Here is a 20,753-nt window from a genome sequence, read left to right as displayed (position 1 = left end):
CGTTGGTTTTTCTTGGGTTCGGCCGTCTAAAGACGGCGGACTAGGCCATAGAAGCCCTCGGGGGGTCAATGGGTTGCCTCATGCAGGGAACCTGGGGCGCTGCTCCGCATAGCTACCGAGCCAGCTGTTGGGATGTGATTAAGGGGGCGATACGAGGTTGCGGCCCGCGGGGACCCCAAAATACTTGCAATGGACCCCAGCAACCCGACCATGATTTCCGCGTCCATCGCCGGACGGGCCATGCGGGGCGTGGCCGAGCAGCGGATTGCGCCGACGCCGATCAATTTTTGCCGTCTGGTTCCAATATTTCGCGGGCAGCCACGACGACTTGCGCAACGCCATCGATCTGCTGATCGACCACAATCGCCCGTTCGACGCCCGGACCAAGCAGAACCGGTTCGAGACCGCGCCGCAGGTACGCGCCCGTCGACACGTCCGAGCGGCTGCACGCCGTGATGGGTGCGACCAAGGAGTTTCTGGCTGGTCAGGCGCTCGCCGCCATCATCATGCCAGCCGCGCCGGTCTCGATCGCCTGCACGCCGTGCTCGACGACGTTGTTGCGGCCGCGATGTTTGGCGGCGTAGAGCGCGGCGTCGGCAGCTTCGATGAGATCGCCGGGGCGGAGCGCCTCGTTGGGCCTCGTCGCGGCAACGCCGATCGAGACGGTGACGATCATGTGGGCGGAGGTGATGTGCGGAAGGCACAGCTTCAGCACGGCCGCACGCACCTGCTCGCCGATCTCGACGGCGCGGTTCACGTCCGTGTTGGGCAAGAGCAGGCAGAATTCCTCGCCGCCATAGCGCGCGGCAAAGCCCATCGTGTCGGCGGCGATGCCGGAGAGCGACTCGCCGAGCCGGGTCAGGCAGGAATCGCCTTCGAGATGGCCGTAGGTGTCGTTGAACAGCTTGAAATGGTCGACATCGATCATCAGCAGCGCGAGGTCGCTGCCATATTGCTGCGCGCGCATCCACTCGAAATCGAGCCGGCTCTGGAAGCCGCGGCGGTTGGCGAGGCCCGACAGCATGTCGATCGAGGCCATCACGGTCAGGCGGTCGTTGCTCGCGATCAGCTCGCGTTCGCGCTGGCTGAGCTGCGCGGCCATCGCGTTGAAGGCGCGGGCCAGCGGCACGAACTCGGCCGGTAGGCGATTGCGCGCGGCGCGCGCCGACAGATCACCCTCGCCGAGACGCTTGGCCATGTCGGCGAGCATCTCGATCGGCTTGATCACGAGTTTCTCGGCCGCGATGAGCGCACCGAGCAGCACGAACACGACGACGAAAGCGAGCTGCAGATAGGCGGTACGGATGTCGCGGCTCACCGCAGCGGACACCTTGTCCTCGTCGATGCTGGCGATCAGGCGGGCATTGGTGTCGGCGATACGGATGTAGCTGACTGCGCGGCGGGAACCATCGGCGGCGAGAAAGGACAGCGAGCCCTCGTCCTGGTCCGAGCGCAGCGCCCTGTCGGCGATTGCGGACATCAGCGGCATGTTGTCGAGGGGACGGCCGACCGCGCTGTGCTGGTCGGCGGGGGTGGCCAGCACCGTGCCGGCGCTGTCGACCAGCACGGCGGTGATGCCGGCGCGGCCGCCGAGATTGTTCATGACCTTCGACATCCAGTCGAGGTTGACGGTCGCCAGCACGACGGCATCGGCGGCGCCGCTGAACGCGGACACCGGATAGACCGCCATCACGGTCGGCGACGGCACCGGCCGCGACAGGATGAAATCGCTCAGCACGAAGCGGCCGGTTTCCTGCGCCTTCTGGAAGTAGGGCCGGTCGCTGAGGTCGAGGCCGACATACATGTTGTTGGTGGCGCACTGGATGCGTCCGTCCTGGCCCGCGATCAGCAGCGTGCGGATCCAGGGCAGGTTCGAGGGCAGGCTCGCGCGCAGCACGTCGCAGCTCTTGCTGATGCCGCCCGCGGAGGCACGGATGAAGGCTTCCGATTTCAGGATGGTCTCGACCGACGAGATCACCTCGCGCTGCGCATCGGCGCTGTGCCGGGCGACGGTGATGAATTCGGCCGCGGCCTGCGCAATCTGCCGCGTGCGCGCGTCCTCGAGGGAACGAATGCGCTCGAGCATCAATGGCGCAACCAGAATCACGGCAAGCAACGCAAGCCGGGCCCGGATTCCGAGAACCTCCTTGAGTTTCGCTCGTTTGCGGTTGAAACTGACGTTTGCCATCTTCGCTGCCCACCCCGCGGGCCAAGGTAAAGCGAAGGGTTCAAAAACTCTTTCTTGAACTCGGTAAAATTGGACTTACCTCCCGTACGATCGCGGCCAACCCAACGTCATGACAGAAAAAAGCGCAGCGCCGATAACCGGCGATTCACCAAACGCACTCGCCTCGGTCGAGGCCGAAATTGCACGCGCCTGCAAGGACGCGCGGCGTGATCGCAGCTCCGTCACGCTGATCGCGGTATCCAAGACGTTCGCAGCAGATGCAATTACGCCGGTCATCGCCGCCGGGCACCGCGTATTCGGCGAGAATCGGGTGCAGGAGGCCAAAGGCAAGTGGCCGGCGTTAACGTCTGTTTACCCGGATATCGCGCTGCACCTGATCGGGCCGCTGCAGTCCAACAAGGCGAAGGAGGCCGTCGCGCTGTTCGACGCCATTCATTCGGTTGATCGTCCGAGCATTTGCCAGGCGTTAGCCAAGGAAATCGAATCCCAGAAAAAGCACCCGCAGTTGTTCGTCCAGATCAACACCGGGGAGGAGCCGCAGAAGGCCGGCGTCGCGCCCGGCGAGGCCGATGCCTTCCTCGCAAGCTGCCGCGACACCTATGGGCTGACGATTTCCGGACTGATGTGCATCCCGCCGGTCGACGAGCCGCCGGCCGCGCATTTTGCGCTGACCGCCAAGATCGCGGAGCGCAACGGCTTGAAGAATCTCTCGATGGGCATGAGCGCCGATTTCGCGACAGCCATCATGCTCGGCGCCACCCACGTGCGCGTGGGCAGCGCGATCTTCGGGCATCGGTAGGAGTCGTACGCGAGTCGCGTGCAGGACAACCGCTCTCGAATTCGTCATTGCGAACGTAGCGAAGCAATCCAGAATCTTTCCGCGGAGGGACTCTGGATTTCTTCTGCACTCGCAATGACGTGTGGAGAGAGATGGGCTCGCGATGACAGCGATGCGTGCCGCCTACGCAAACCCCACCGACACCTTCCCCAGCACGCCGAAGTCCGCGGCGATATCATCACCCGCTTGTATCGGCAGCGGCGGGTGGCACGTGCCTGTCGTCACCACCTCCCCTGCCCGCAAGGTGATGCCGAGCCCACGCAGCTCGTTGGCGAGCCAGGCGAGCGCAACGCGGGGATCACCGAGCACGTTCTTGCCGTGGCCGATATAGCGCTCGCCGCGCAGCGTGATCTGCGGCCGTTCCTCGACGAGATCCATCGCGCGCCAATCCGCAGACGTCGCCGCGCCCAGCACGAACAGATGCGCGCAGGCATTGTCGGCGATCAGCTGCGCCTCGCCCGCGCCGGCGAAATCGGTAAAGCGCGAATCCGGAATCTCGATCGCGGGATGGAAGCTGCCGACCGCGGCGAGCACCTCGTCGACCGCGTAAGGCGTCGCGCGCGGCGGCAGGTCCCGGCCCATGCGGAAGGCGAATTCCGGCTCGCCGACGCGCATCGCGTTGCCCTTCATCGACGCGGTGCCGCCATCGGCGATCACGGTGTCGCTCATGATGCGACCGGCCAGCGGTCCCGTGACATTGATATGCTTCTGCCCTGATACGCTCGTGGCCGCGATCTTCCAGCCGAACAATGTTCCGCGCGACAGCGTTTCGAGCCCGGCCTGAACGGCATAGCCCTCCGTGCGGCTCTGCGGCCGCAGCTTTGTCTCCAGCGCGTCGAGCTTGGTGCCGTCGCGCCAATGCTCAAAGAGGACGCGCGATGCGGCGGCGATCTGATCTTTCTCGAGCATGTGCCCTCACCCGATGATGATTCTTGTTCTTGGTCCCAGCCGCCGCAACAACTGCAGCATCGCCGCCTTGGTCATCGAGACGCAGCCCGCGGTTGGACCGAAATTGTCGCGGGCCAGATGCAGGAACACGGCGCTGCCGCGGCCGGCGATGCGCGGTCGCGTGTTGTGGTCTATCTCGATGATGAAGTCATAGAGATGGTCGGCCCGCTTGAGCCGGTCGCCGCCCTGCCCCGCGCCGAGCCGGATTCCCTGGTTGTAGTGTCGGTCGTGGGGATCCTCGCACCAGGCGTCCTCGCCGGTGATGATTCGCGCCGGCAGGAATGTCCGCGGTCGGCTGTGCCGGTCGCCGCGCCACCACAGGCGTTTGGGACGGAAGCTACCCCTTGGAGTACCGCCGTCGCCCTCGCGCTTGTTGGCGAGGATGCCGCCCCGCCCCAGCGCCACCGCTATCGTCAGCGGTCCGGCCATCAGCCAGCCCCGGCGCGGATTCCCGGCAGCAGGCTTAACGCGGATCGCCGACAGCGGTCCGGAGCTTCGATTTCTGGTGTAAGTCACTGAAACGACGTTGTTTTTCATGTGAACGTGCGATGTCGAATTCATTACAGGACATTCATCGAAGCGCCCTGCTATTCTGGGTTAGAGTGGTTCTGGCTTGAGAATCGGTAACAGCCCACTACTTCAACACGAACAACAATAATAACGGCGACCCTAAACTTCCCCTCGCGGCCGGGCGCGGCATGCATGCGCGCCGAGCCGGACTCCAAAAGGATGATACCCCATGGCCAATGCCCGCAAGATCCTGATCGTGGATGACGATACCGATCTGCGCGATACGTTGGTGGAGCAATTATCGCTGCACGAAGAATTCGAGGCCTCCGCCGTCGATACCGGCGCCAAGGGCGCGAGCGCCGCGAAGGCCAACTCTCCCGATCTGGTTCTGATGGATGTCGGCCTGCCCGACACTGATGGCCGCGAAGTTGTCCGCTCGCTGCGCAAGGGCGGCTTCAAGGCGCCGATCATCATGCTGACCGGGCATGACACCGATTCCGATACGATTTTGGGCCTGGAATCCGGCGCCAACGACTACGTCGCAAAACCGTTCCGCTTCGCCGTGCTGCTGGCCCGCATCCGCGCCCAGCTTCGCCAGCACGAGGCCAGTGAGGACGCGGTGTTCTCGGTCGGCCCCTACTCCTTCCGCCCGGGCTCGAAGATGCTGACGGCGGCCAATGCCCGCAAGGTGCGGCTCACCGAGAAGGAAACCGCCATCCTCCGCTTCCTCTACCGCGCCGGCCAGATGCCGGTGTCCCGCGAGACCCTGCTCCAGGAGGTCTGGGGCTACAATTCCGGGGTCACCACGCACACGCTGGAAACCCACATCTACCGCCTTCGCCAGAAGATCGAGAAGGACGCCGCCAACCCGGAGATCCTGGTCACCGAAGCCGGTGGCTACAAACTGGTGCCATGATACGCTTCAGGGGCGCACGAATCGTTTTAGATGGCGTGCCTTTGAACCTCGGACCTGAATGTCAATCGATGACGACGTAGCGCTTCTCGAGCGTGTCCCGACATTGCGCCTGTTGGGAGACGCCTCGTTGCGCATGCTGGCGATCGGCTCCGAGCAGCGTGACTTCGTCCGCGGCGACGTCCTCTTCAATCTCGGCGACGATGCCGATGCCGGCTACGTGGTCCAGCGCGGCGCCTTCCGGGTCGAGGACGGCGCCGGCGCCGAGATGATCGCCGGTCCCGGCGCGCTGATCGGCGAGCTTGCGCTGGTGGTGCCGATGAAGCGGCCGTCGAGCGCGATCGCGCTTGAGCATTCCTCCGTCATCCGTGTTGCGCGCAGCCTGTTTCAGCGCGTGCTCGAAAGCGACCCCGCCGCCGCCGTGCGCCTGCGCGACGAATTCGCGGTGCGCTCCAGCCAGATCGCCAGCGATATCCTGATGGCGGGCGCGAAGCTGACGTCCTAAGTCTCTCCGTTGTCATTCGGGGGCGCGCAACGCGCGAACCCGGAATCCATTCATCGACCAACTCTGCGGCTCGATGGATTTCGGGCTCGCGACGTCATCGCGCCCCGGAATGACGGCGGTGGCTCACACCTCCAGCGTCACCGTGACAGGCACATGGTCCGACGGACGCTCCCAGCTCCGCGCATCGCGCAGAATCCTGAAGTCGGTGACGGCGTCCCTCAGCGCGCGCGAGACCCAGATGTGATCGAGCCGGCGGCCGCGGTCGCCGACGGTCCAGTCGGCGGAGCGGTAGCTCCACCACGTATAGACCTTCTCCGACATCGGGATGCGGTCGCGCGCGACGTCGACCCACTCGCCGGCCGCGAGCGCGGCCTTCAGCTTGTCGGTTTCGACGGGCGTGTGCGAGACCACTTTCAAGAGCTGCTTGTGCGACCACACGTCGTTCTCGTGCGGGGCGACGTTGAGATCGCCGACCAGGACGTGGCGATCCTCGCCGCGCGGATGCAGCGGCTCGCACGCTGTCATCTCGTCGAGGAAGCGGAGCTTGTGGTCGAATTTCTCGTTCAGCGCGGGATCGGGGATGTCGCCGCCCGCGGGCACGTAGAAATTATGCAGCACCAGCGGCTTTGCGATGCCGGCCTTTTCGCCGAACGATACCGAGATGTGCCGTGAATCGATCTTGTCGCAAAAGGTGCGGATGTCCTTCGAGTCGAACGGAATCTTCGAGACGATGGCGACGCCGTGATAGCCCTTCTGCCCGTTCAGCGCGACATGCTCGTAGCCGAGCCGCCTGAAGCGCTTCAGCGGAAAGGCGTCGTCGATGCACTTGGTCTCCTGCAGGCACAGCACCTCCGGCCGCGCGCTCTTGAGGAATTTCGCGACCAGGTCGATGCGCAGCCGCACCGAGTTGATGTTCCAGGTTGTCAGGGAAAGACGCATGGGGAACGCGTCTTAGCATGGATCGGCGCGGGGAAAATGCTTGTCCACAGGCGTGAAATCGTAGGCTGGGTGACGCCAGGGGACTGCGCTTCGCACCATCAACCCGGCGACGGGCCGTAGTTCGTGAAATCGATCTTGAACATGCTGGGATCGAGCTTCTTGCTCGTGTCCAGATTATAGACCGCAAACGTCGTGTCGTAGCCTTGCGGATCGGTTACCGTCCATTGCTTCAGCTGGCCGTCTTTGGCGCCGAGCATCAGCAGGAGGCGACTGGTGCCGACCAGCGCCTGCTTCTCCTCGATGGTGACGCTGATGAAGAGGTCGTCGGCCGTGACGCTTATGACGTTGGTGTCCTTCATCAGGTCGATGCGGTCGGACAAGAGGAAACGCAGCGGCGTCTGCGACAGCGGATAGACGTCCTGCGTCGCGAGCTTGCGGTCGCGCACCACCAGCGACGATCCATCGGCGACGATGTCGATCGGGCTCGGCGCGTCATATTCGACGCGCATTTTGCCGGGCTTCTGAATATAGAAATCGCCCTGCGTCTTGCTGCCGTCCGGGCCGACCTGGACGAAATTCCCGACCAGCGTCTGCAGCGAGGACAGATAGGCGCTGACCTTGGCGGCCTGTGCCTTCTGGTTGGCATCGAAGGTCTGGAAGATGCTGCTCGGCACGTTGCGGCGCGGATCCGGGATGATCGGATTTGGCGGCGCCTGCGTCGCGCCGGTGACGGCCGGTCCCCCGGCGGAGGTGCCGCCGTCGCGCCCCTTCGGCGCGGGCTTCGGTACCGGCACGGTTTGCGCGAGCGACGTTGCGGTCACCATCGCGGCGGTGACGAGAAGCACGCCGGCCACGCGCGCGCCTCGCGCGGCGATGGTGGCAGCGAATCGAATGTCCGGATGTCTGATCAACGCGTCGTCCTGTGTGGCTGGGCGCCCTTTTACCGTGATTTCGGGCAAAAGCAGATATCGATTTTGCGTGAAATTATGTTTAGGCGCCCCCGCCTCACATATGGCTGTCTTCTTCCTCGACCAGAATCTCGCGCTTGCCGGCGTGGTTGGCGGGGCCGACGATACCCTCCAGTTCCATGCGCTCCATCAGCGATGCGGCCCGGTTATAGCCGATTTGCAGGCGGCGCTGGATGTAGCTGGTCGAGGCCTTGCGGTCGCGTTTGACGATCGCAACGGCCTGCGCGAACAGGTCGCCGCCGCCATCGGCACCCATGCCGGTGGCGTCGAACACGGCCCCGTCCTCGTCCTCGCTCGGCTCCTCGGCCGTAACCGCCTCGAGGTATTCCGGCTGGCCCTGCGTCTTGAGGTGACGCACCACCTTCTCGACCTCCTCGTCCGACGCGAACGGTCCGTGCACGCGGCTGATGCGGCCGCCGCCGGCCATGTAGAGCATGTCGCCCTGGCCGAGCAGCTGCTCGGCGCCCATCTCGCCCAGAATGGTGCGGCTGTCGATCTTGGACGTGACCTGGAAGGCGATGCGGGTCGGGAAGTTTGCCTTGATGGTGCCGGTGATGACGTCGACCGACGGACGCTGCGTCGCCAGGATCACATGCAGGCCGGCGGCGCGCGCCATCTGCGCCAGGCGCTGCACCGCGCCTTCGATGTCCTTGCCGGCGACCATCATCAGGTCGGCCATTTCGTCGACGATGATGACGATGTAGGGCAGCGGGTCGAGCGAGAGCTTCTCTTCCTCGTAGATCGCCTTGCCGGTCTCCTTGTCGAAGCCGGTGTGCACCGTGCGCGTCGGCTCCTCGCCCTTGGCCTTCAGTTCGAGCAGGCGCGTGTTGTAGCCGTCGATGTTGCGCACACCGAGCTTGGCCATGTTCTTGTAGCGCTCTTCCATCTCGCGCACGGCCCATTTCAGCGCGACCACCGCCTTCTTCGGGTCGGTCACGACGGGCGTGAGCAGATGGGGAATGCCGTCATAGACGGAGAGCTCGAGCATCTTCGGATCGACCATGATCAGCCGGCACTGATCGGGGCGCAGCCGGTAGACCAGGCTGAGGATCATGGTGTTGATCGCGACCGACTTGCCCGAGCCGGTGGTGCCGGCGATCAGCATGTGCGGCGTGCGCGCGAGGTCGATGATGACGGGGTCGCCGCCGATGGTCTTGCCGAGGCAGAGCGGCAGCTTCGCAACCGTGTCGGTCGCTTCCTTCGCCACCAGCAATTCGCGCAGGTAAACCTTCTCGCGATGCGCGTTCGGCAATTCGATGCCGATCGCGTTGCGGCCGGGCACGACGGCGACGCGCGCCGACAGCGCACTCATCGAGCGGGCGATGTCGTCCGCAAGGCCGATCACGCGCGAGGACTTGATGCCGGGCGCCGGCTCCAATTCGTACAACGTGACGACAGGGCCCGGATTGGCCTTCACGATCTCGCCGCGCACGCCGAAATCCTGCAGCACGCCTTCGAGCGAACGGGAATTGGTCTCCAGCTCGGTCTTGCTGAGCGGCTGGCGGTCGCCGGCCTTCGGCGCGGCCAGCATCGAGACGGAGGGAAGGTCGAACTTGTCGGAGGATTTCTTGGAAGCGGCCTTTGGCGCAGCCTTCTTCTTCGGCGTGCGCGCGGCGGGCTCCTCCTCTTCCTCCTCGTCTTCCACTTCTTCCTCTTGCTCGTCCTCGTAGTCCTCGTCCTCGGACTGCGGCGAGATCGAGGGCGCGGTGCGGCCGCCACCCAGATTCGGTTCCTGGCGGCTGAACGCGGCCGCCTTGGTCTTCGGTCCGCTCGAGACCAGCGATCGATAGGCAGCGCCAAGCAGCCAGATCAGCCTTGCTTTCGTGCTCATCAGCGCATGGAATAGCCAGCCCAGCGAGACCGACCCGCGATCGCTCTCCTCGTCCTCGTCGAGCGGCTTGTCATCGTCCTCGATCTCGGGGAGCTCTTCGTCGTGCTCGCGTGCGCCGAGACCGCAGGCCATCGGGAAGGTCGCGGCCATGGCGGCGAACAGGATCGTACCGAGGATCATCCGATAGATCGTGCCGGGCGGTCCGAAGATCACCGCGGGCGCGCGCACCAGCGCGTCACCGACCACGCCGCCGAGACCGGTCGGCAGCGGCCAGGCGCCGCCATGCGGCCAGCAGCTGGCGAAGCCGGCTGCGATCGCGGTGCAGAGAATCCAGGAGCCGAGCCGCAGCGCCTCGCGATCGAACGGGCGATGCGTCATCATGCGCCAGCCCCAGACCGCGACGGTCAGGACCAGCATGATCGCGCCGAGCCCGAGGATCTGCATCGCGAGGTCGGCGCCGATGGCGCCGGCATAGCCGAGGATGTTGCGGATCGGCCGCGAGGTCGCGTGGCTGAGGCTGGGATCCTGCACCGACCAGGTCATCAGCGCCGCCGAAGCAACGCCCGACAGCGCGATCAGGCCGAGGCCGGTGAGCTCGCGCATGCGCCGCGCCAGCCCCTCGCGGATCGAGGGCGGCAGATGGCCGACCAGTGGAATGACACGTTCGATTGCCGACATGCTCACGGGCCCCGCCTAACCCAGAGTCTCGACCAGACGGTGCAGCGCCCGCGCCGTCGTTTCGCCATCCTGCACCAGCGCGAGGCGGATATAGCCTGCGCCGGGATTGAAGCCGTCCGGCTGCTGTCGCGCCAAGAAGCTGCCGGGCACCACGCGCACGCCCGCTTCCTTGAACAGCTTCAGCGTCACCGACACGTCGTCGCCGATCCCGGAGGTGTTGAGCCAGACGCAAAAGCCCGCATCGGGCCGGCGATAGCCGTAACGATTGCCGATGATCTGGTCGGCGAGATCGAACTTGATCCGGTACAGTCTGCGGTTCTCCTCGACATGCGCCTCGTCGCCATAGGCGACGGTCGCGACATGCTGCAGCGGTACCGGGACCTGGGGCGCTGCGATGTTGCGCAACTCGAGGAACGTGCCGATGAGCTTCTTGTCGCCGGCGGCGAAGCCGACACGCAGGCCCGGCAGGTTGGAGCGTTTCGACAGCGACTGGAACGCGACCACGCGGGTGAAATCGGGACCGGCGCATTCGAGCGCGCTGCCTGGGGCCTCGCGGGTGTAGATCTCGGAATAGCACTCGTCGCTTAGGATCACGAAACCGTAGCGGTCGGCGAGCTGTTTCAGGCGCTTGAAATAGTCGGGCCTTGCGACCGAGCCCTGCGGATTGGCGGGCGACGCCAGATAGAACGCCACCGTGCGCGCCAGCGTCGCCTCGTCGATCGCATCGAGATCGGGAAGGAAGCCGTTCTCGACCGTGGTCGGCAGATGGATCGGCTCGCAGGCGGCCGCGAGGGCGCCGGCTCCATAGACCGGATAGAACGGGTTCGGCATCAGGATCGCGGGCTTGCCCGGACGCGGGCCGACATAGCGCACGGCCGCGATCGCGGCGAGAAACAGCCCCTCGCGACTGCCATTGAGGACGAGAATCTCGCCCTTGGGGTCGAGCTGCCGTGGCAGGTTGAAGCGCGACGACAGCCAGGCGCTCGCAGCGTTCCGGAACGGCTCGGTGCCCTGGTTCATCGGGTAGCGGCCGAAATCGGCGATGTGCTTGGCCAGCACCGGGCCGACGAAGTCGGGCACGGGATGCTGAGGTTCGCCGACCGCAAGCGAAATCAAGGGCTTGCCCGGCTGATGCGGGGCCAAAAGCTCGTTCAGACGGACGAAGGGCGAGCGTGCGGAATCGGAGCTACCACCGCCCTGCGGCGCACGGGTTGAAGCGGTCAGAGCCATTCTGGGCGCCAGTACTCTTGGAACAGCCGGTCGCACGAAGGCGCCGGCGGGAAGCGGTTCAGTTCACCATAGATAGGGCGAGGTTAAGACGCGATTAACCATCGGCCGCCGCTCCCGTCCAGAGCGGGAAAAATGGGGCCGGATAACAACGGGATGTTATGGGCTACAGAGCCGTGCTGGTTCCTCCACTTCTCCCACTTGCAGGAGAGGTCGACGCGAAGCGTCGGGCAATCTTTTTCTTCGGCAAGTGGTCAAAAAAGGAAAATCTGCAAAAAGAAAGGGGCTCCAACTTGCGCTGGAGCCCCTCAACGGTCGGGGCATTGCCGGGTATGTGCCCAAACCGTAGTTGTGGACGCGGTCCTAGAGGAGACCACGTCCGGGAGGAGAGGTTACATGTTGTAGGCGCGCTCGGTGTGCTCGGTGATGTCGAGGCCTTCACGCTCACTCTCGACATTGGCGCGCAGGCCAACGATCACATCGACGACCTTGTAGAGGATCGCCGAACCGACGCCCGACCACACCAGCGTGGTGCCGACGGCCTTGAGCTGGGAGATCATCTGCGCCGCGAAGTCGTAATCGGCAACTTTCGGCGGGATCGCGGTGTAGTCGATGATGCCGGCGCCGCCGAGGGCGGGGTTGACGAGAATGCCGGTGCCGATGGCGCCGACGATGCCGCCGATGCAGTGCACGCCGAACACGTCGAGGCTGTCATCGTAGCCGATCGCGTTCTTCACGACGGTGCAGAAGAACAGGCAGACCACACCGACCACGAGGCCGAGGACGATCGCACCCATGACACCGGAGAAGCCGGCGGCAGGCGTGACGGCCACGAGGCCCGCGACAGCGCCGGAGATGACGCCGAGCACCGACGGATGACCCTTGACGATCCACTCCGCGAACATCCACGACAGCGCGGCGGCTGCGGTGGCGACGAAGGAGTTGGTCATGGCAAGCGCTGCGCCGCCGTTGGCTTCGAGGTTGGAGCCGGCGTTGAAGCCGAACCAGCCGACCCAGAGCAGCGAGGCGCCGATCATCGACATGGTCAGCGAGTGCGGAGCCATCAGCTCCTTGCCGTAGCCGACGCGCTTGCCGATCAGGAGGGCGCCGACGAGGCCGGCGATGCCCGCGTTGATGTGCACCACGGTGCCGCCCGCGAAGTCGATCGCGCCCGCCTTGAAGATCCAGCCGGCGTCGGCGTTGACCTCGTCGAGCTTGGCCTGCGCCGCGGTCTTCGCCGCCGCGTCACCCGCCGCAGCCAGAGCCTTGGCAGCGTCCTGGATCGCGTCCGGGCCGGGCCAGTACCAGACCATGTGCGCGATCGGGAAGTAGATCAAGGTGACCCAGAGCGGGATGAACAGAGCAATCGCCGAGAACTTCATGCGCTCGGCGAAGGCGCCGACGATGAGGGCGGGCGTGATCGCCGCGAAGGTCATCTGGAAGCACACATAGACGAGCTCCGAGATGTTGGCGTCGACCGAGAAGGTCGCGGCCTTCGAGTCGGTGGTGACACCCATCATGAAGGCCTTGGAGAAGCCGCCGATGAAGTCGGAACCGCCGGTGAAGGCGAGGCTGTAGCCGTACACGGCCCAGATCACCGTGACGACGCAGACGGTGTAGAACACCTGCATCAGAACGGAGAGCATGTTCTTGGAACGGACGAGGCCGCCGTAGAACAGCGCGAGGCCGGGGATGGTCATCAACAGCACGAGCACTGTCGATGTCAGCATCCAGGCGTTGTCTCCCTTGTTGACCGTTGGCTCGGCGTAGGCTGCGGTCGCAGCGAACAGGCCGGCTGCGAGAGCCGCCAATCCCGCGCCATAGGGACGCTTGAACGTCATATTGTTTACTCCTGATTGAATAAGGTTGAGCGCGAAATCAAAGGGCCGCGGCATCGGCCTCGCCGGTGCGGATGCGAACCGCATGGTCGAGATTGATGACGAAGATCTTGCCGTCGCCGATCTGCCCGGTTTTCGCAGCGGACGTGATGGCGTCGATGGTCTTGTCGACCTGGTCGGAGGCGACAGCGACCTCGATCTTGATCTTGGGCAGGAAGCTCACGGCATATTCGGCGCCGCGATAGATTTCCGTATGGCCCTTCTGGCGGCCATACCCCTTGACTTCCGTCACCGTGAGACCGTGAACGCCGATGGCGGTCAGGGCGTCACGGACTTCTTCCAGCTTGAATGGCTTGATAATCGCCATAACAATTTTCATGGGTCCTATCCCCGCTTGGGCCCGGTCCGGACGTGGCCGGGCGTTTCTCGACTGGTTCGCCACGAGGGAGAAGTTTCACTACGCGGGCACAGCCGGGACCCCTAGAATCAAATGCCGTGCCAGATCGGGCGTATTGCCTAACGGACTATGAAAACGGGTGTTTTCGCCCGTGGCCCCTATTGCGGTGCAGTGCGCTAATACGTCGCGCTCAAAAGCTGACCACCGCTGCTCAATATGCAGGCACGACAGGGTACCGACACAATGTTGCTCACGTGTCGGGCAGCAGGAAGGTAATTACGTAGCGTAGGCGCTTGTTGCAGGGCTTCGCCGTGCTGCGAAATATCAGGCCCTCGGAGCTCGTGCTCACGGGATACGCGCAAGGGCACGAACAGGCCGACCAGCTCGAGCAGGACGAAACTCACGCCCGCCGCCCAGACGAAGGTGACGGCGACGAGGAGCGCGCGCGCATCGCGAAGGATGGCCGCAGGCGAATCTTGGCCTTCATGGTTCGAGACGCGCGTTCCGCGCTCCTCACCATGAGGTCTCGTCCCGCGGTCAAATTCAGAGCGCGTCGCTGTCGGTCTCGCCGGTGCGGATGCGCAGCGCGTGGTCGATCGGCGTGACGAAGATCTTGCCGTCGCCGATCTGGCCGGTGCGGGCCGTCGCGGAGATCACGGCGACCGCCTTGTCGGCGACGTCTGAGGCGACCGCGATCTCGATGCGCAGCTTCGGCAGGAAGTTCACGACATATTCGGCGCCGCGATAGATCTCGGTGTGGCCCTTCTGGCGGCCATAGCCCTTCACCTCGGTCACGGTCATGCCGTGGACGCCGATCGCCGTCAGGGCCTGACGGACCTCATCGAGCTTGAACGGTTTGATGATCGCGACGACGAGTTTCATGGTCAGGCCTATTCCCCGGATGCGCCGCGCCGTATGTCCCCGGCGCCGGCGTCAATCTGGCATCTTTACGGGCAAATGGCACAAAAAAGTTGCAGGTTGAAGCGCAAAAACGTTTGGCCATGTGAATGGCCGCCTCTGTACAGGGCAGCTGTTCATCCTCCACAATGCATTTTTGGCATGGATGCGGTGAACCGAAGCGGTGAACCTAAGCGGTTTGGCCGGTACATAAGTAAGTTCGAGGGGACGTTTCATGGCGAGCTGGTTCTACGCATCCGAGGGCAAGCAGCAGGGGCCCTTTCCGGAAGGGCGGTTCCGCGATCTGATCGCCCAGGGCGTCGTCCGCCCGGACACGCTGGTGTGGACCGAGGGCATGGCCGGCTGGCAGAAGGCCCTCGAGATTCCCGGCCTGGTCGGCGGCGGCGGACCTCCGATGGTTCCGGCGGGCGGCCCGCCGATGATGGGCGGCAGTGGTTACGGGGGCGCGGCCGGCGGATCGCTGACGGCTGACTTCAGCGCGTTCGGTCTGCTCGGATGCAGCATCGTGTTCATTATTGGCATTCTGCTGGTGATCCCCGCACCCTGGGTCACGGTCTGGTTCTACAAATACATCACGTCGCACATCCAGGTGCCGGGCCGTCCGAATTTCGGTTTCGCCGGCCAGCCGATGGACGTCTGGTGGGCGTTGATGCTCAACGCGCTCCTGACCTACGCCGGTGCGACCGGTATTGCGTTCGCGCCGCTCCTTGCGGTGATCGCCAACGCGTTTCTCGCCTGGGTGATCCTGCGCTGGGCCGTCGCCAATCTCACCTCGAACGGCGAGCGGCTGCCGATCTCATTCCAGGGCAGCGCCATCGGCTATGTCGGCTGGTACCTGCTGATGATGATCTCGACCATCACCATCATCGGCTGGGCCTGGGTGCTTGCGTTCTGGATGCGCTGGAATTGCCGCAACATCGAGGGCACGCGGCGCGAGGTCGTTTTCAACGGCAGCGGCTGGCAGATCCTGTGGCGATCGGTGGTGTTCTCGCTGGCGTGCAGCTTCATCATCCCGATTCCGTGGATGCTGCGCTGGTACGGCCGCTGGTTCGTGTCGCAATTCGCACTGGTCGATCGCGGAGCAGCCGCTCGCGCCTATTGAGCGCTACCTCCGCTCGCGCACGGAGCCTTCCTGCGCGACGGAGGCGACCAGCGTGCCATCGGGCTTGAAGATCGAGCCGCGGGTCAGGCCGCGGCCTGATTGCGCGCTCGGCGAATCCTGCGCATAGAGCAGCCATTCGTCGGCCCGGAACGGACGGTGAAACCACATCGCGTGGTCGAGGCTCGCCGGCATCATGCGCTTGTCGAACAGCGTGCGGCCGTAACGCGCCATGATCGCATCGAGCAGCGAGAAGTCCGAGGCATAGGCGAGCGCGCACATGTGCAGCGCCGGATCGTCGGGCAATTTCGCCGCGGTTTTGATCCAGACGTGGATGCGGCCGTCGTCGATCTTCTGGCCGAAATAGCGGCCGAGCTCGACCGGGCGCAGCTCGATCGGGCGATCGGATTCGTAGTAGCGGCGAATGAACTCCGGCATCTCGCGGAACATCGGTTGCTTCGCCACTTCCTCCGCCGTGAGCTTCTCCGGCGGCGGCACGTCGGGCATCTTGTCCTGATGATCGAACGAGGTTTCCTCGTCGGCGTGGAACGACACCATGATCGAGAAAATCGCGTTGCCGTGCTGGATCGCGGTGACGCGCCGCGTCGAATAGCTCTTGCCGTCGCGCAGGCGCTCGACCTGGTAGATGATCGGGATCTGCGGATCGCCCGGCAGGATGAAATAGCAATGCAGCGAATGCGGCAGCCGGCCCTCGACCGTGCGGCAGGCGGCAACCATGGCCTGCCCGATCACCTGGCCGCCGAACACCCGCTGCCAGCTCGTCTTCGGGCTGTTGCCGCGGAACAGGTTCACCTCGAGCTGTTCGAGGTCGAGGATCGAGATCAGGTCGATCAGGCTTTTGGACATGAACACAACTCTCTGAAGCCGTCATTCCGGGCTCGCGACTTCGTCGCGCCCCGGAATGACACAGGTGGGCCGCTCCGCCCTTGTTCACCGCACTGTTTCGCCCAGCTCAAGTCTGCTAGCAAGGCCGAGAATTGACCGGGAAGCTTGGTATGTCGGTACAGGGAAGCATTGTCATTGGCGGCGGCGCATTTGCCGGCCTCGCACTGGCGCTGGCGTTGCGCCAGGGGCTCGGGCCGGAGATCCCCGTGATCGTCGCCGATCCCGCGCTCGGCACGCGGCCGAGCCGGGACCCGCGCGCCACCGCGATCGTCGCCGCCTGCCGCCGCCTGTTCGAGGCGATCGGCGCCTGGGACGACGTCAGGAGCGAGGCGCAGCCGATCCTCGACATGGTCGTCACCGACTCGAAGCTGGAAGATGCCACTCGTCCGGTGTTCCTGAACTTCGCCGGCGACGTCGCGCCCGGCGAACCGTTTGCGCACATGGTCGAGAACCGCCGCCTGATCGATGCGCTGGTGGTGCGTGCCGAGGCCGAGGGCATCGACCTTCGCGCCACAACAGTGTCGTCCTATGACGCGCGCGCGGAGGGCATCGACGTGACGCTCGGCGACGGCAGCGTGATCGCGGCCAGCCTTTTGGTCGCCGCCGACGGTGCGCGGTCGAAGCTGCGCGAGCGCGCCGGCATCGCCACCCATGGCTGGGAGTATGACCAGTCCGGCATCGTCGTCACGGTCGGCCATGAGCGCGATCACGAAGGCCGCGCCGAGGAGCACTTTCTGCCGGCTGGCCCTTTCGCGATCCTGCCGCTCACCGGAAAACGCTCATCGCTGGTATGGACCGAGCGCCGCAGTGAGGCCGCGCGGATCATTGCTCTCGGCGACGAGGAGTTTCACGGCGAGCTCGAACAGCGTTTTGGCCTGCATCTCGGCGAGGTGAAGGCGCTCGACAAGCCGCGGGCGTTTCCGCTGTCCTATTTCGTCGCGCGCTCCTTCATTGCCGAGCGCCTCGCGCTGGTCGGCGATGCCGCGCATGTCATCCACCCCATCGCGGGCCAGGGTCTAAACATGGGGCTGAAGGACGTCGCCGCGCTGGCCGAGGTCGTCGTCGATGCCGCGCGGCTCGGCATGGATCTCGGCGGCGCCGACGTGCTCGAGCGCTACCAGCGCTGGCGCCGCTTCGACACCATGGCGATGGGCGTTGCCACCAACTCGCTGAACTTCCTGTTCTCCAACCAGTCGACCCTGCTGCGCACCGTGCGCGACATCGGTCTCGGCCTCGTCGACCGCGCCCCGCCGCTGAAGAACCTCTTCATCCGCCAGGCCGCCGGCCTCACCGGCGAGGTGCCGCGGCTGCTGAAGGGCGAGGCGTTGTAGTCGTTGTTCTCGTCGTCCCGGACAGCCGCGCTCCCAAGCGCGCGCAGATCCGGGACCCCTACGCCGCAGCATCAGTTTTGCGAAGACCCGGAGTTGCCAGCTCGCGCAACAACGCAGTTCGGGGATAACGGTCCTGGCTTTCCGCCAGGACGAGACTGACTGTGTTGCGCGGCCGTCGCGCAAAATCTCAATCGATCTTGCGCGCTTCTTCCGGCAGCATGATCGGGATGCCGTCGCGGATCGGATAGGCGAGCTTGGCGCTGCGCGAGATCAGCTCCTGCTTGGCAGAATCGAACTCCAGCGGGCCCTTGGTCAGCGGGCAGACCAGGATCTCCAGCAGTTTGGGGTCGACACTGGCTTCGGGGCGTTCGGTGGGCGCATTCATCATCGTCTCCGGCGGTCGGTTGCCTCTAGCACAGAAATCCGCCTCCGCCCATCGCGTCCGTTTACGCCGACACCATCTGCAGAAGCTCGTCGAGCAGGGTCTCGAGCCGGGCCGCCGGCAGCGGCGTTCCGGACAGGGCAAAGCCGAGAAAGGTCCAGTACAGGATCTGCGCGCGGGCCGTAGCCGTCGCGGGATCGAGCCCGCGCATCGCCAGCAGCTGCTCGATATAGTCGAGCCTGCGGCGGTCGATCGCGCGTACCGCTGCTTGCGCGCCCGAATCGAACGCCGCCCAGTTGCGCATCGCGCGCTCGAGATCGAGCCGGGCGCCGAACGAGCTGCGCAGCAGCGCCTGCAGCGGCTCGTCGCGGGCGGCCTCGACGTCGGCGATGATCTGTTCTGCCGCGATCTCGCGCCAGCGCTTCAGCACCGCGGCGTGGAACGCGCCGAGATCGGCAAAATGCCAATAGAAGCTGCCGCGCGACACACCCAGGGCTCGAGCCAGGGGATCAGCTTTCAAGGCGGTGAAGCCGTTTCTGGCGAGCGTCTTCAGGCCCTGGCTGGTCCAGTCGTCGGCTGAGAGCTGTTCGGTCATATCCGTTCCCGAAGATCACACCATACACTAGTGTATTGACAGGCCGTGCACCAGCGGTTACGTCACCATACACAGATGTATGGACGAAACCTTCGGGAGCCATGACGATGCGTGATCTCTTGCTCCAGTGCGCCGGCGTCCTGACCATTGCCGTGGCTCTCATCCACGGCTACCTCGGCGAGGCCAAGGTGTTCGTTCACGCCCGCATCGAGCCGGAACGGCTGCGCACCCTGATCCGCCTGGTCTGGCAGGCCTCGACCGTCGCCTGGATCGGCGGTGGCGTGCTCCTGATTGCGACGCCCTGGATGGGCTCGGAGCCGGCGCGCCACTGGATCGTCGCCACCATGGCCTGCGTGTTCTGCTTCTCCGCCTGCGCCAACGCATGGGCGACGCGCGGCCGGCACTTCGGCTGGATGATGCTCAGCGGGGTCGTCATGCTGGCGGTTGCGGGCTACTAGCTGCGCGCGAGGCGTTAGGCCGCAGAGGCGCGTCAAACTGCACGGCGCGCGGACAGCACTCGGCTTTTGGCCGATGTTAGAACTTATCTAAAGCGATCCGTGCCCGAACCCGATTGACTTCACCTCCTCCTTGGCTTCCTTCGGTGCCGCTCGCGGCTCCGCGCAGCGCCCACGACACAGGAGGAGAAGTTCGTGAAGGTCATTCGTGTTGTTGCCATTGCACTGACGCTCGGGATTGGCGCGGGATCGACCGCCATGGCCGACGGTTTCAAGGACTGCACCAAGCTCGACAAGGCGTTGTGGAAGCCGGCCAGCGAAGCTGAAGCCAAGGCCAAGGCTCTGGGCTACGAAGTGCGGCGCTCCAAGATCGAAGGCTCGTGCTACGAAGTGTATGGCGTCAAGGAAGGCAAGCTCTTCGAGCTGTTCTACAACCCGGAAGATCTCAGCCTGAAGCACACGATTGCCAAGTAAGGCTGCCGGTTGAGCTGCACGAGATCGTTCGCGCAGAGTGAGGCTTGAGGGTGGTCCCAGCTTGAACGAGGAAGCGGTGCCAGCGCCGCGCGGGGCGTCCGACAGGACCCCCGCGGATCGAACCGCCTCGCGGACGGTCGTAGTCTGGGATTTGCCGCTACGCCTCTGGCATTGGGCTTTCGCGGCCAGCATCCTGGCTGCGTGGTTCACGCCCACCGTCTATGACCGGCTTCACCGCATCGTCGGTTATACGGCGCTTGGGCTTCTCGCCTTCCGCCTGGTCTGGGGTTTCTGGGGCAGTCGCTACTCCCGCTTCCGCATGGTCGGCGTCCGGCTGCGTGCCGCGCCACGCTATCTCTGGAATCTGCGCCGCGGCATCATCGGCCGCTATATAGGGCTCAATCCCGCCGGCACGTTGATGCTGGTGGCGCTGCTGCTGGCGGTCGCCGTCTCGGCGATCACCGGCGCGATGTCGGTGACCGTGACCTTCTTCGGCCTCTGGTGGGTCGAGGACACCCACCGCTATTCATCGGACGCGGTCATCGTGCTGGTCGTGCTGCACGTGCTCGGCGTGCTGCTGATGGCTCTTCTTCAGCGCGAGAACCTGATCCGCGCCATGATCACCGGCCGCAAGCGCATCCGGCATCCGTGAGCGGAACCGGTTGAGTTCGGAGCAACGATGGTAGTTCCACGGGGCGGAACCATCCTGACCAGTGCAAACTACCTCCAACTTCCTGTGTCATTTGCCGGGAAAAGTTTACCTCACGATAGGTATGCAACTAGGCATTGCAGAAAATTAACGCGGACAAAGTC

Annotated in this window: 22 protein-coding genes and 1 pseudogene; 8 read left to right on the top strand and 15 right to left on the bottom strand. The window is 64.8% G+C overall.

Annotation, left to right across the window (positions count from 1 at the left end):
- Nucleotides 1-280: 280 nt before the first annotated feature.
- Nucleotides 281-469 carry a hypothetical protein gene (locus ACNJYB_RS01260; RefSeq protein ID WP_439372342.1) on the bottom strand — a complete coding sequence of 63 codons (189 nt, stop codon included), beginning with the start codon at nt 467-469 and terminating at the stop codon, nt 281-283.
- 15 nt (nt 470-484) lie between these two features.
- Nucleotides 485-2,188, bottom strand: coding sequence for a diguanylate cyclase domain-containing protein (locus tag ACNJYB_RS01255; protein ID WP_439372341.1), 1,704 nt, complete (start codon nt 2,186-2,188; stop codon nt 485-487).
- Nucleotides 2,189-2,297: 109 nt separating this feature from the next.
- Here ACNJYB_RS01255 and ACNJYB_RS01250 point away from each other — a divergent pair, with 109 nt between their 5' ends.
- Entirely contained in the window at nt 2,298-2,987 is a 690-nt protein-coding gene (locus ACNJYB_RS01250) for a YggS family pyridoxal phosphate-dependent enzyme (RefSeq protein WP_439372340.1), read from the top strand.
- 162 nt (nt 2,988-3,149) lie between these two features.
- On the opposite strand, the gene ACNJYB_RS01245 is transcribed toward ACNJYB_RS01250, so the two are convergent.
- Both ACNJYB_RS01245 and ACNJYB_RS01240 read right to left on the bottom strand, forming a co-directional pair.
- A complete protein-coding gene (locus ACNJYB_RS01245; RefSeq protein ID WP_439372339.1) occupies nt 3,150-3,935 on the bottom strand; it encodes a 2-keto-4-pentenoate hydratase in 786 nt (261 codons plus the stop codon).
- A gap of 6 nt (nt 3,936-3,941) precedes the next feature.
- The gene (locus ACNJYB_RS01240; RefSeq protein ID WP_439372338.1) at nt 3,942-4,535 is read right to left on the bottom strand and encodes a L,D-transpeptidase family protein; all 594 of its coding nucleotides are present in this window, start codon (nt 4,533-4,535) and stop codon (nt 3,942-3,944) included.
- A 178-nt stretch (nt 4,536-4,713) separates the two neighbouring features.
- Between ACNJYB_RS01240 and ACNJYB_RS01235 the strand changes: the two genes are divergently transcribed.
- A complete protein-coding gene (locus ACNJYB_RS01235) occupies nt 4,714-5,400 on the top strand; it encodes a response regulator transcription factor (RefSeq protein ID WP_008142830.1) in 687 nt (228 codons plus the stop codon).
- Between the two features lie 58 nt (nt 5,401-5,458).
- Nucleotides 5,459-5,902, top strand: coding sequence for a cyclic nucleotide-binding domain-containing protein (locus ACNJYB_RS01230; RefSeq protein ID WP_035703221.1), 444 nt, complete (start codon nt 5,459-5,461; stop codon nt 5,900-5,902).
- A 123-nt stretch (nt 5,903-6,025) separates the two neighbouring features.
- On the opposite strand, the gene ACNJYB_RS01225 is transcribed toward ACNJYB_RS01230, so the two are convergent.
- From ACNJYB_RS01225 to ACNJYB_RS01190, 8 genes and pseudogenes are all read right to left on the bottom strand, one after another.
- Nucleotides 6,026-6,841, bottom strand: coding sequence for an exodeoxyribonuclease III (locus ACNJYB_RS01225; RefSeq protein ID WP_439372337.1), 816 nt, complete (start codon nt 6,839-6,841; stop codon nt 6,026-6,028).
- Between the two features lie 98 nt (nt 6,842-6,939).
- A complete protein-coding gene (locus ACNJYB_RS01220; RefSeq protein WP_439375772.1) occupies nt 6,940-7,695 on the bottom strand; it encodes an outer membrane lipoprotein carrier protein LolA in 756 nt (251 codons plus the stop codon).
- Between the two features lie 151 nt (nt 7,696-7,846).
- Nucleotides 7,847-10,324 carry a DNA translocase FtsK gene (locus ACNJYB_RS01215; RefSeq protein WP_439372336.1) on the bottom strand — a complete coding sequence of 826 codons (2,478 nt, stop codon included), beginning with the start codon at nt 10,322-10,324 and terminating at the stop codon, nt 7,847-7,849.
- A 9-nt stretch (nt 10,325-10,333) separates the two neighbouring features.
- Nucleotides 10,334-11,548, bottom strand: coding sequence for an aminotransferase class I/II-fold pyridoxal phosphate-dependent enzyme (locus ACNJYB_RS01210; protein ID WP_439372335.1), 1,215 nt, complete (start codon nt 11,546-11,548; stop codon nt 10,334-10,336).
- Nucleotides 11,549-11,937: 389 nt separating this feature from the next.
- Nucleotides 11,938-13,386 carry an ammonium transporter gene (locus ACNJYB_RS01205; protein WP_439372334.1) on the bottom strand — a complete coding sequence of 483 codons (1,449 nt, stop codon included), beginning with the start codon at nt 13,384-13,386 and terminating at the stop codon, nt 11,938-11,940.
- A 37-nt stretch (nt 13,387-13,423) separates the two neighbouring features.
- Entirely contained in the window at nt 13,424-13,762 is a 339-nt protein-coding gene (locus ACNJYB_RS01200) for a P-II family nitrogen regulator (protein WP_008142813.1), read from the bottom strand.
- 314 nt (nt 13,763-14,076) lie between these two features.
- Nucleotides 14,077-14,214 (bottom strand): annotated as a pseudogene (locus ACNJYB_RS01195) (ammonia channel protein); the annotation flags it as partial.
- A gap of 109 nt (nt 14,215-14,323) precedes the next feature.
- Nucleotides 14,324-14,662 carry a P-II family nitrogen regulator gene (locus ACNJYB_RS01190; protein WP_439372333.1) on the bottom strand — a complete coding sequence of 113 codons (339 nt, stop codon included), beginning with the start codon at nt 14,660-14,662 and terminating at the stop codon, nt 14,324-14,326.
- A gap of 250 nt (nt 14,663-14,912) precedes the next feature.
- On the opposite strand from ACNJYB_RS01190, the gene ACNJYB_RS01185 reads away from it, so the two are divergent.
- Nucleotides 14,913-15,800 carry a DUF4339 domain-containing protein gene (locus tag ACNJYB_RS01185; RefSeq protein WP_439372332.1) on the top strand — a complete coding sequence of 296 codons (888 nt, stop codon included), beginning with the start codon at nt 14,913-14,915 and terminating at the stop codon, nt 15,798-15,800.
- Nucleotides 15,801-15,803: 3 nt separating this feature from the next.
- Here ACNJYB_RS01185 and tesB read toward each other — a convergent pair whose 3' ends face one another.
- Nucleotides 15,804-16,664 (bottom strand): acyl-CoA thioesterase II, encoded by an 861-nt coding sequence (tesB, locus tag ACNJYB_RS01180; protein WP_439372331.1) that lies wholly within the window; start codon nt 16,662-16,664, stop codon nt 15,804-15,806.
- Between the two features lie 149 nt (nt 16,665-16,813).
- On the opposite strand from tesB, the gene ACNJYB_RS01175 reads away from it, so the two are divergent.
- Complete coding sequence (locus ACNJYB_RS01175; RefSeq protein ID WP_439372330.1) at nt 16,814-18,034, top strand: ubiquinone biosynthesis hydroxylase; 1,221 nt, start codon at nt 16,814-16,816, stop codon at nt 18,032-18,034.
- Nucleotides 18,035-18,221: 187 nt separating this feature from the next.
- Here the strand turns inward: ACNJYB_RS01175 and ACNJYB_RS01170 are convergent, their stop codons facing one another.
- Together ACNJYB_RS01170 and ACNJYB_RS01165 are read right to left on the bottom strand one after the other, a co-directional pair.
- The gene (locus ACNJYB_RS01170) at nt 18,222-18,419 is read right to left on the bottom strand and encodes a Trm112 family protein (protein WP_007598651.1); all 198 of its coding nucleotides are present in this window, start codon (nt 18,417-18,419) and stop codon (nt 18,222-18,224) included.
- A gap of 61 nt (nt 18,420-18,480) precedes the next feature.
- Entirely contained in the window at nt 18,481-19,011 is a 531-nt protein-coding gene (locus ACNJYB_RS01165; protein ID WP_439372329.1) for a TetR/AcrR family transcriptional regulator, read from the bottom strand.
- A 107-nt stretch (nt 19,012-19,118) separates the two neighbouring features.
- Here ACNJYB_RS01165 and ACNJYB_RS01160 point away from each other — a divergent pair, with 107 nt between their 5' ends.
- The 3 genes from ACNJYB_RS01160 to ACNJYB_RS01150 all read left to right on the top strand — a co-directional run bounded on the left by ACNJYB_RS01160 (nt 19,119) and on the right by ACNJYB_RS01150 (nt 20,592).
- Nucleotides 19,119-19,469: a hypothetical protein gene (locus ACNJYB_RS01160; RefSeq protein WP_439372328.1), complete on the top strand. Its 351-nt coding sequence runs from the start codon at nt 19,119-19,121 to the stop codon at nt 19,467-19,469.
- Between the two features lie 192 nt (nt 19,470-19,661).
- Nucleotides 19,662-19,940, top strand: coding sequence for a PepSY domain-containing protein (locus ACNJYB_RS01155; RefSeq protein WP_439372327.1), 279 nt, complete (start codon nt 19,662-19,664; stop codon nt 19,938-19,940).
- Between the two features lie 61 nt (nt 19,941-20,001).
- A complete protein-coding gene (locus ACNJYB_RS01150; RefSeq protein ID WP_439372326.1) occupies nt 20,002-20,592 on the top strand; it encodes a cytochrome b/b6 domain-containing protein in 591 nt (196 codons plus the stop codon).
- Nucleotides 20,593-20,753: the final 161 nt, after the last annotated feature.

It is taken from the genome of Bradyrhizobium sp. SMVTL-02, assembly GCF_051853005.1.
In the GTDB taxonomy this organism is placed as follows: domain Bacteria; phylum Pseudomonadota; class Alphaproteobacteria; order Rhizobiales; family Xanthobacteraceae; genus Bradyrhizobium.
The sequence above is the reverse complement of the archived record's forward strand: the minus strand, read 5'-3'. Positions and strand labels throughout refer to the sequence as shown.

Bases quoted from the DNA above. Each gene is read 5' to 3' on its own strand.
- ACNJYB_RS01255 (WP_439372341.1), bottom strand. From the start codon at position 2,188: ATGGCAAACGTCAGTTTCAACCGCAAACGAGCGAAACTCAAGGAGGTT.
- ACNJYB_RS01250 (WP_439372340.1), top strand. From the start codon at position 2,298: ATGACAGAAAAAAGCGCAGCGCCGATAACCGGCGATTCACCAAACGCA.
- ACNJYB_RS01245 (WP_439372339.1), bottom strand. From the start codon at position 3,935: ATGCTCGAGAAAGATCAGATCGCCGCCGCATCGCGCGTCCTCTTTGAG.
- ACNJYB_RS01240 (WP_439372338.1), bottom strand. From the start codon at position 4,535: ATGAATTCGACATCGCACGTTCACATGAAAAACAACGTCGTTTCAGTG.
- ACNJYB_RS01235 (WP_008142830.1), top strand. From the start codon at position 4,714: ATGGCCAATGCCCGCAAGATCCTGATCGTGGATGACGATACCGATCTG.
- ACNJYB_RS01230 (WP_035703221.1), top strand. From the start codon at position 5,459: ATGTCAATCGATGACGACGTAGCGCTTCTCGAGCGTGTCCCGACATTG.
- ACNJYB_RS01225 (WP_439372337.1), bottom strand. From the start codon at position 6,841: ATGCGTCTTTCCCTGACAACCTGGAACATCAACTCGGTGCGGCTGCGC.
- ACNJYB_RS01210 (WP_439372335.1), bottom strand. From the start codon at position 11,548: ATGGCTCTGACCGCTTCAACCCGTGCGCCGCAGGGCGGTGGTAGCTCC.
- ACNJYB_RS01205 (WP_439372334.1), bottom strand. From the start codon at position 13,386: ATGACGTTCAAGCGTCCCTATGGCGCGGGATTGGCGGCTCTCGCAGCC.
- ACNJYB_RS01200 (WP_008142813.1), bottom strand. From the start codon at position 13,762: ATGAAAATTGTTATGGCGATTATCAAGCCATTCAAGCTGGAAGAAGTC.
- ACNJYB_RS01190 (WP_439372333.1), bottom strand. From the start codon at position 14,662: ATGAAACTCGTCGTCGCGATCATCAAACCGTTCAAGCTCGATGAGGTC.
- ACNJYB_RS01185 (WP_439372332.1), top strand. From the start codon at position 14,913: ATGGCGAGCTGGTTCTACGCATCCGAGGGCAAGCAGCAGGGGCCCTTT.
- tesB (WP_439372331.1), bottom strand. From the start codon at position 16,664: ATGTCCAAAAGCCTGATCGACCTGATCTCGATCCTCGACCTCGAACAG.
- ACNJYB_RS01175 (WP_439372330.1), top strand. From the start codon at position 16,814: ATGTCGGTACAGGGAAGCATTGTCATTGGCGGCGGCGCATTTGCCGGC.
- ACNJYB_RS01170 (WP_007598651.1), bottom strand. From the start codon at position 18,419: ATGAATGCGCCCACCGAACGCCCCGAAGCCAGTGTCGACCCCAAACTG.
- ACNJYB_RS01165 (WP_439372329.1), bottom strand. From the start codon at position 19,011: ATGACCGAACAGCTCTCAGCCGACGACTGGACCAGCCAGGGCCTGAAG.
- ACNJYB_RS01160 (WP_439372328.1), top strand. From the start codon at position 19,119: ATGCGTGATCTCTTGCTCCAGTGCGCCGGCGTCCTGACCATTGCCGTG.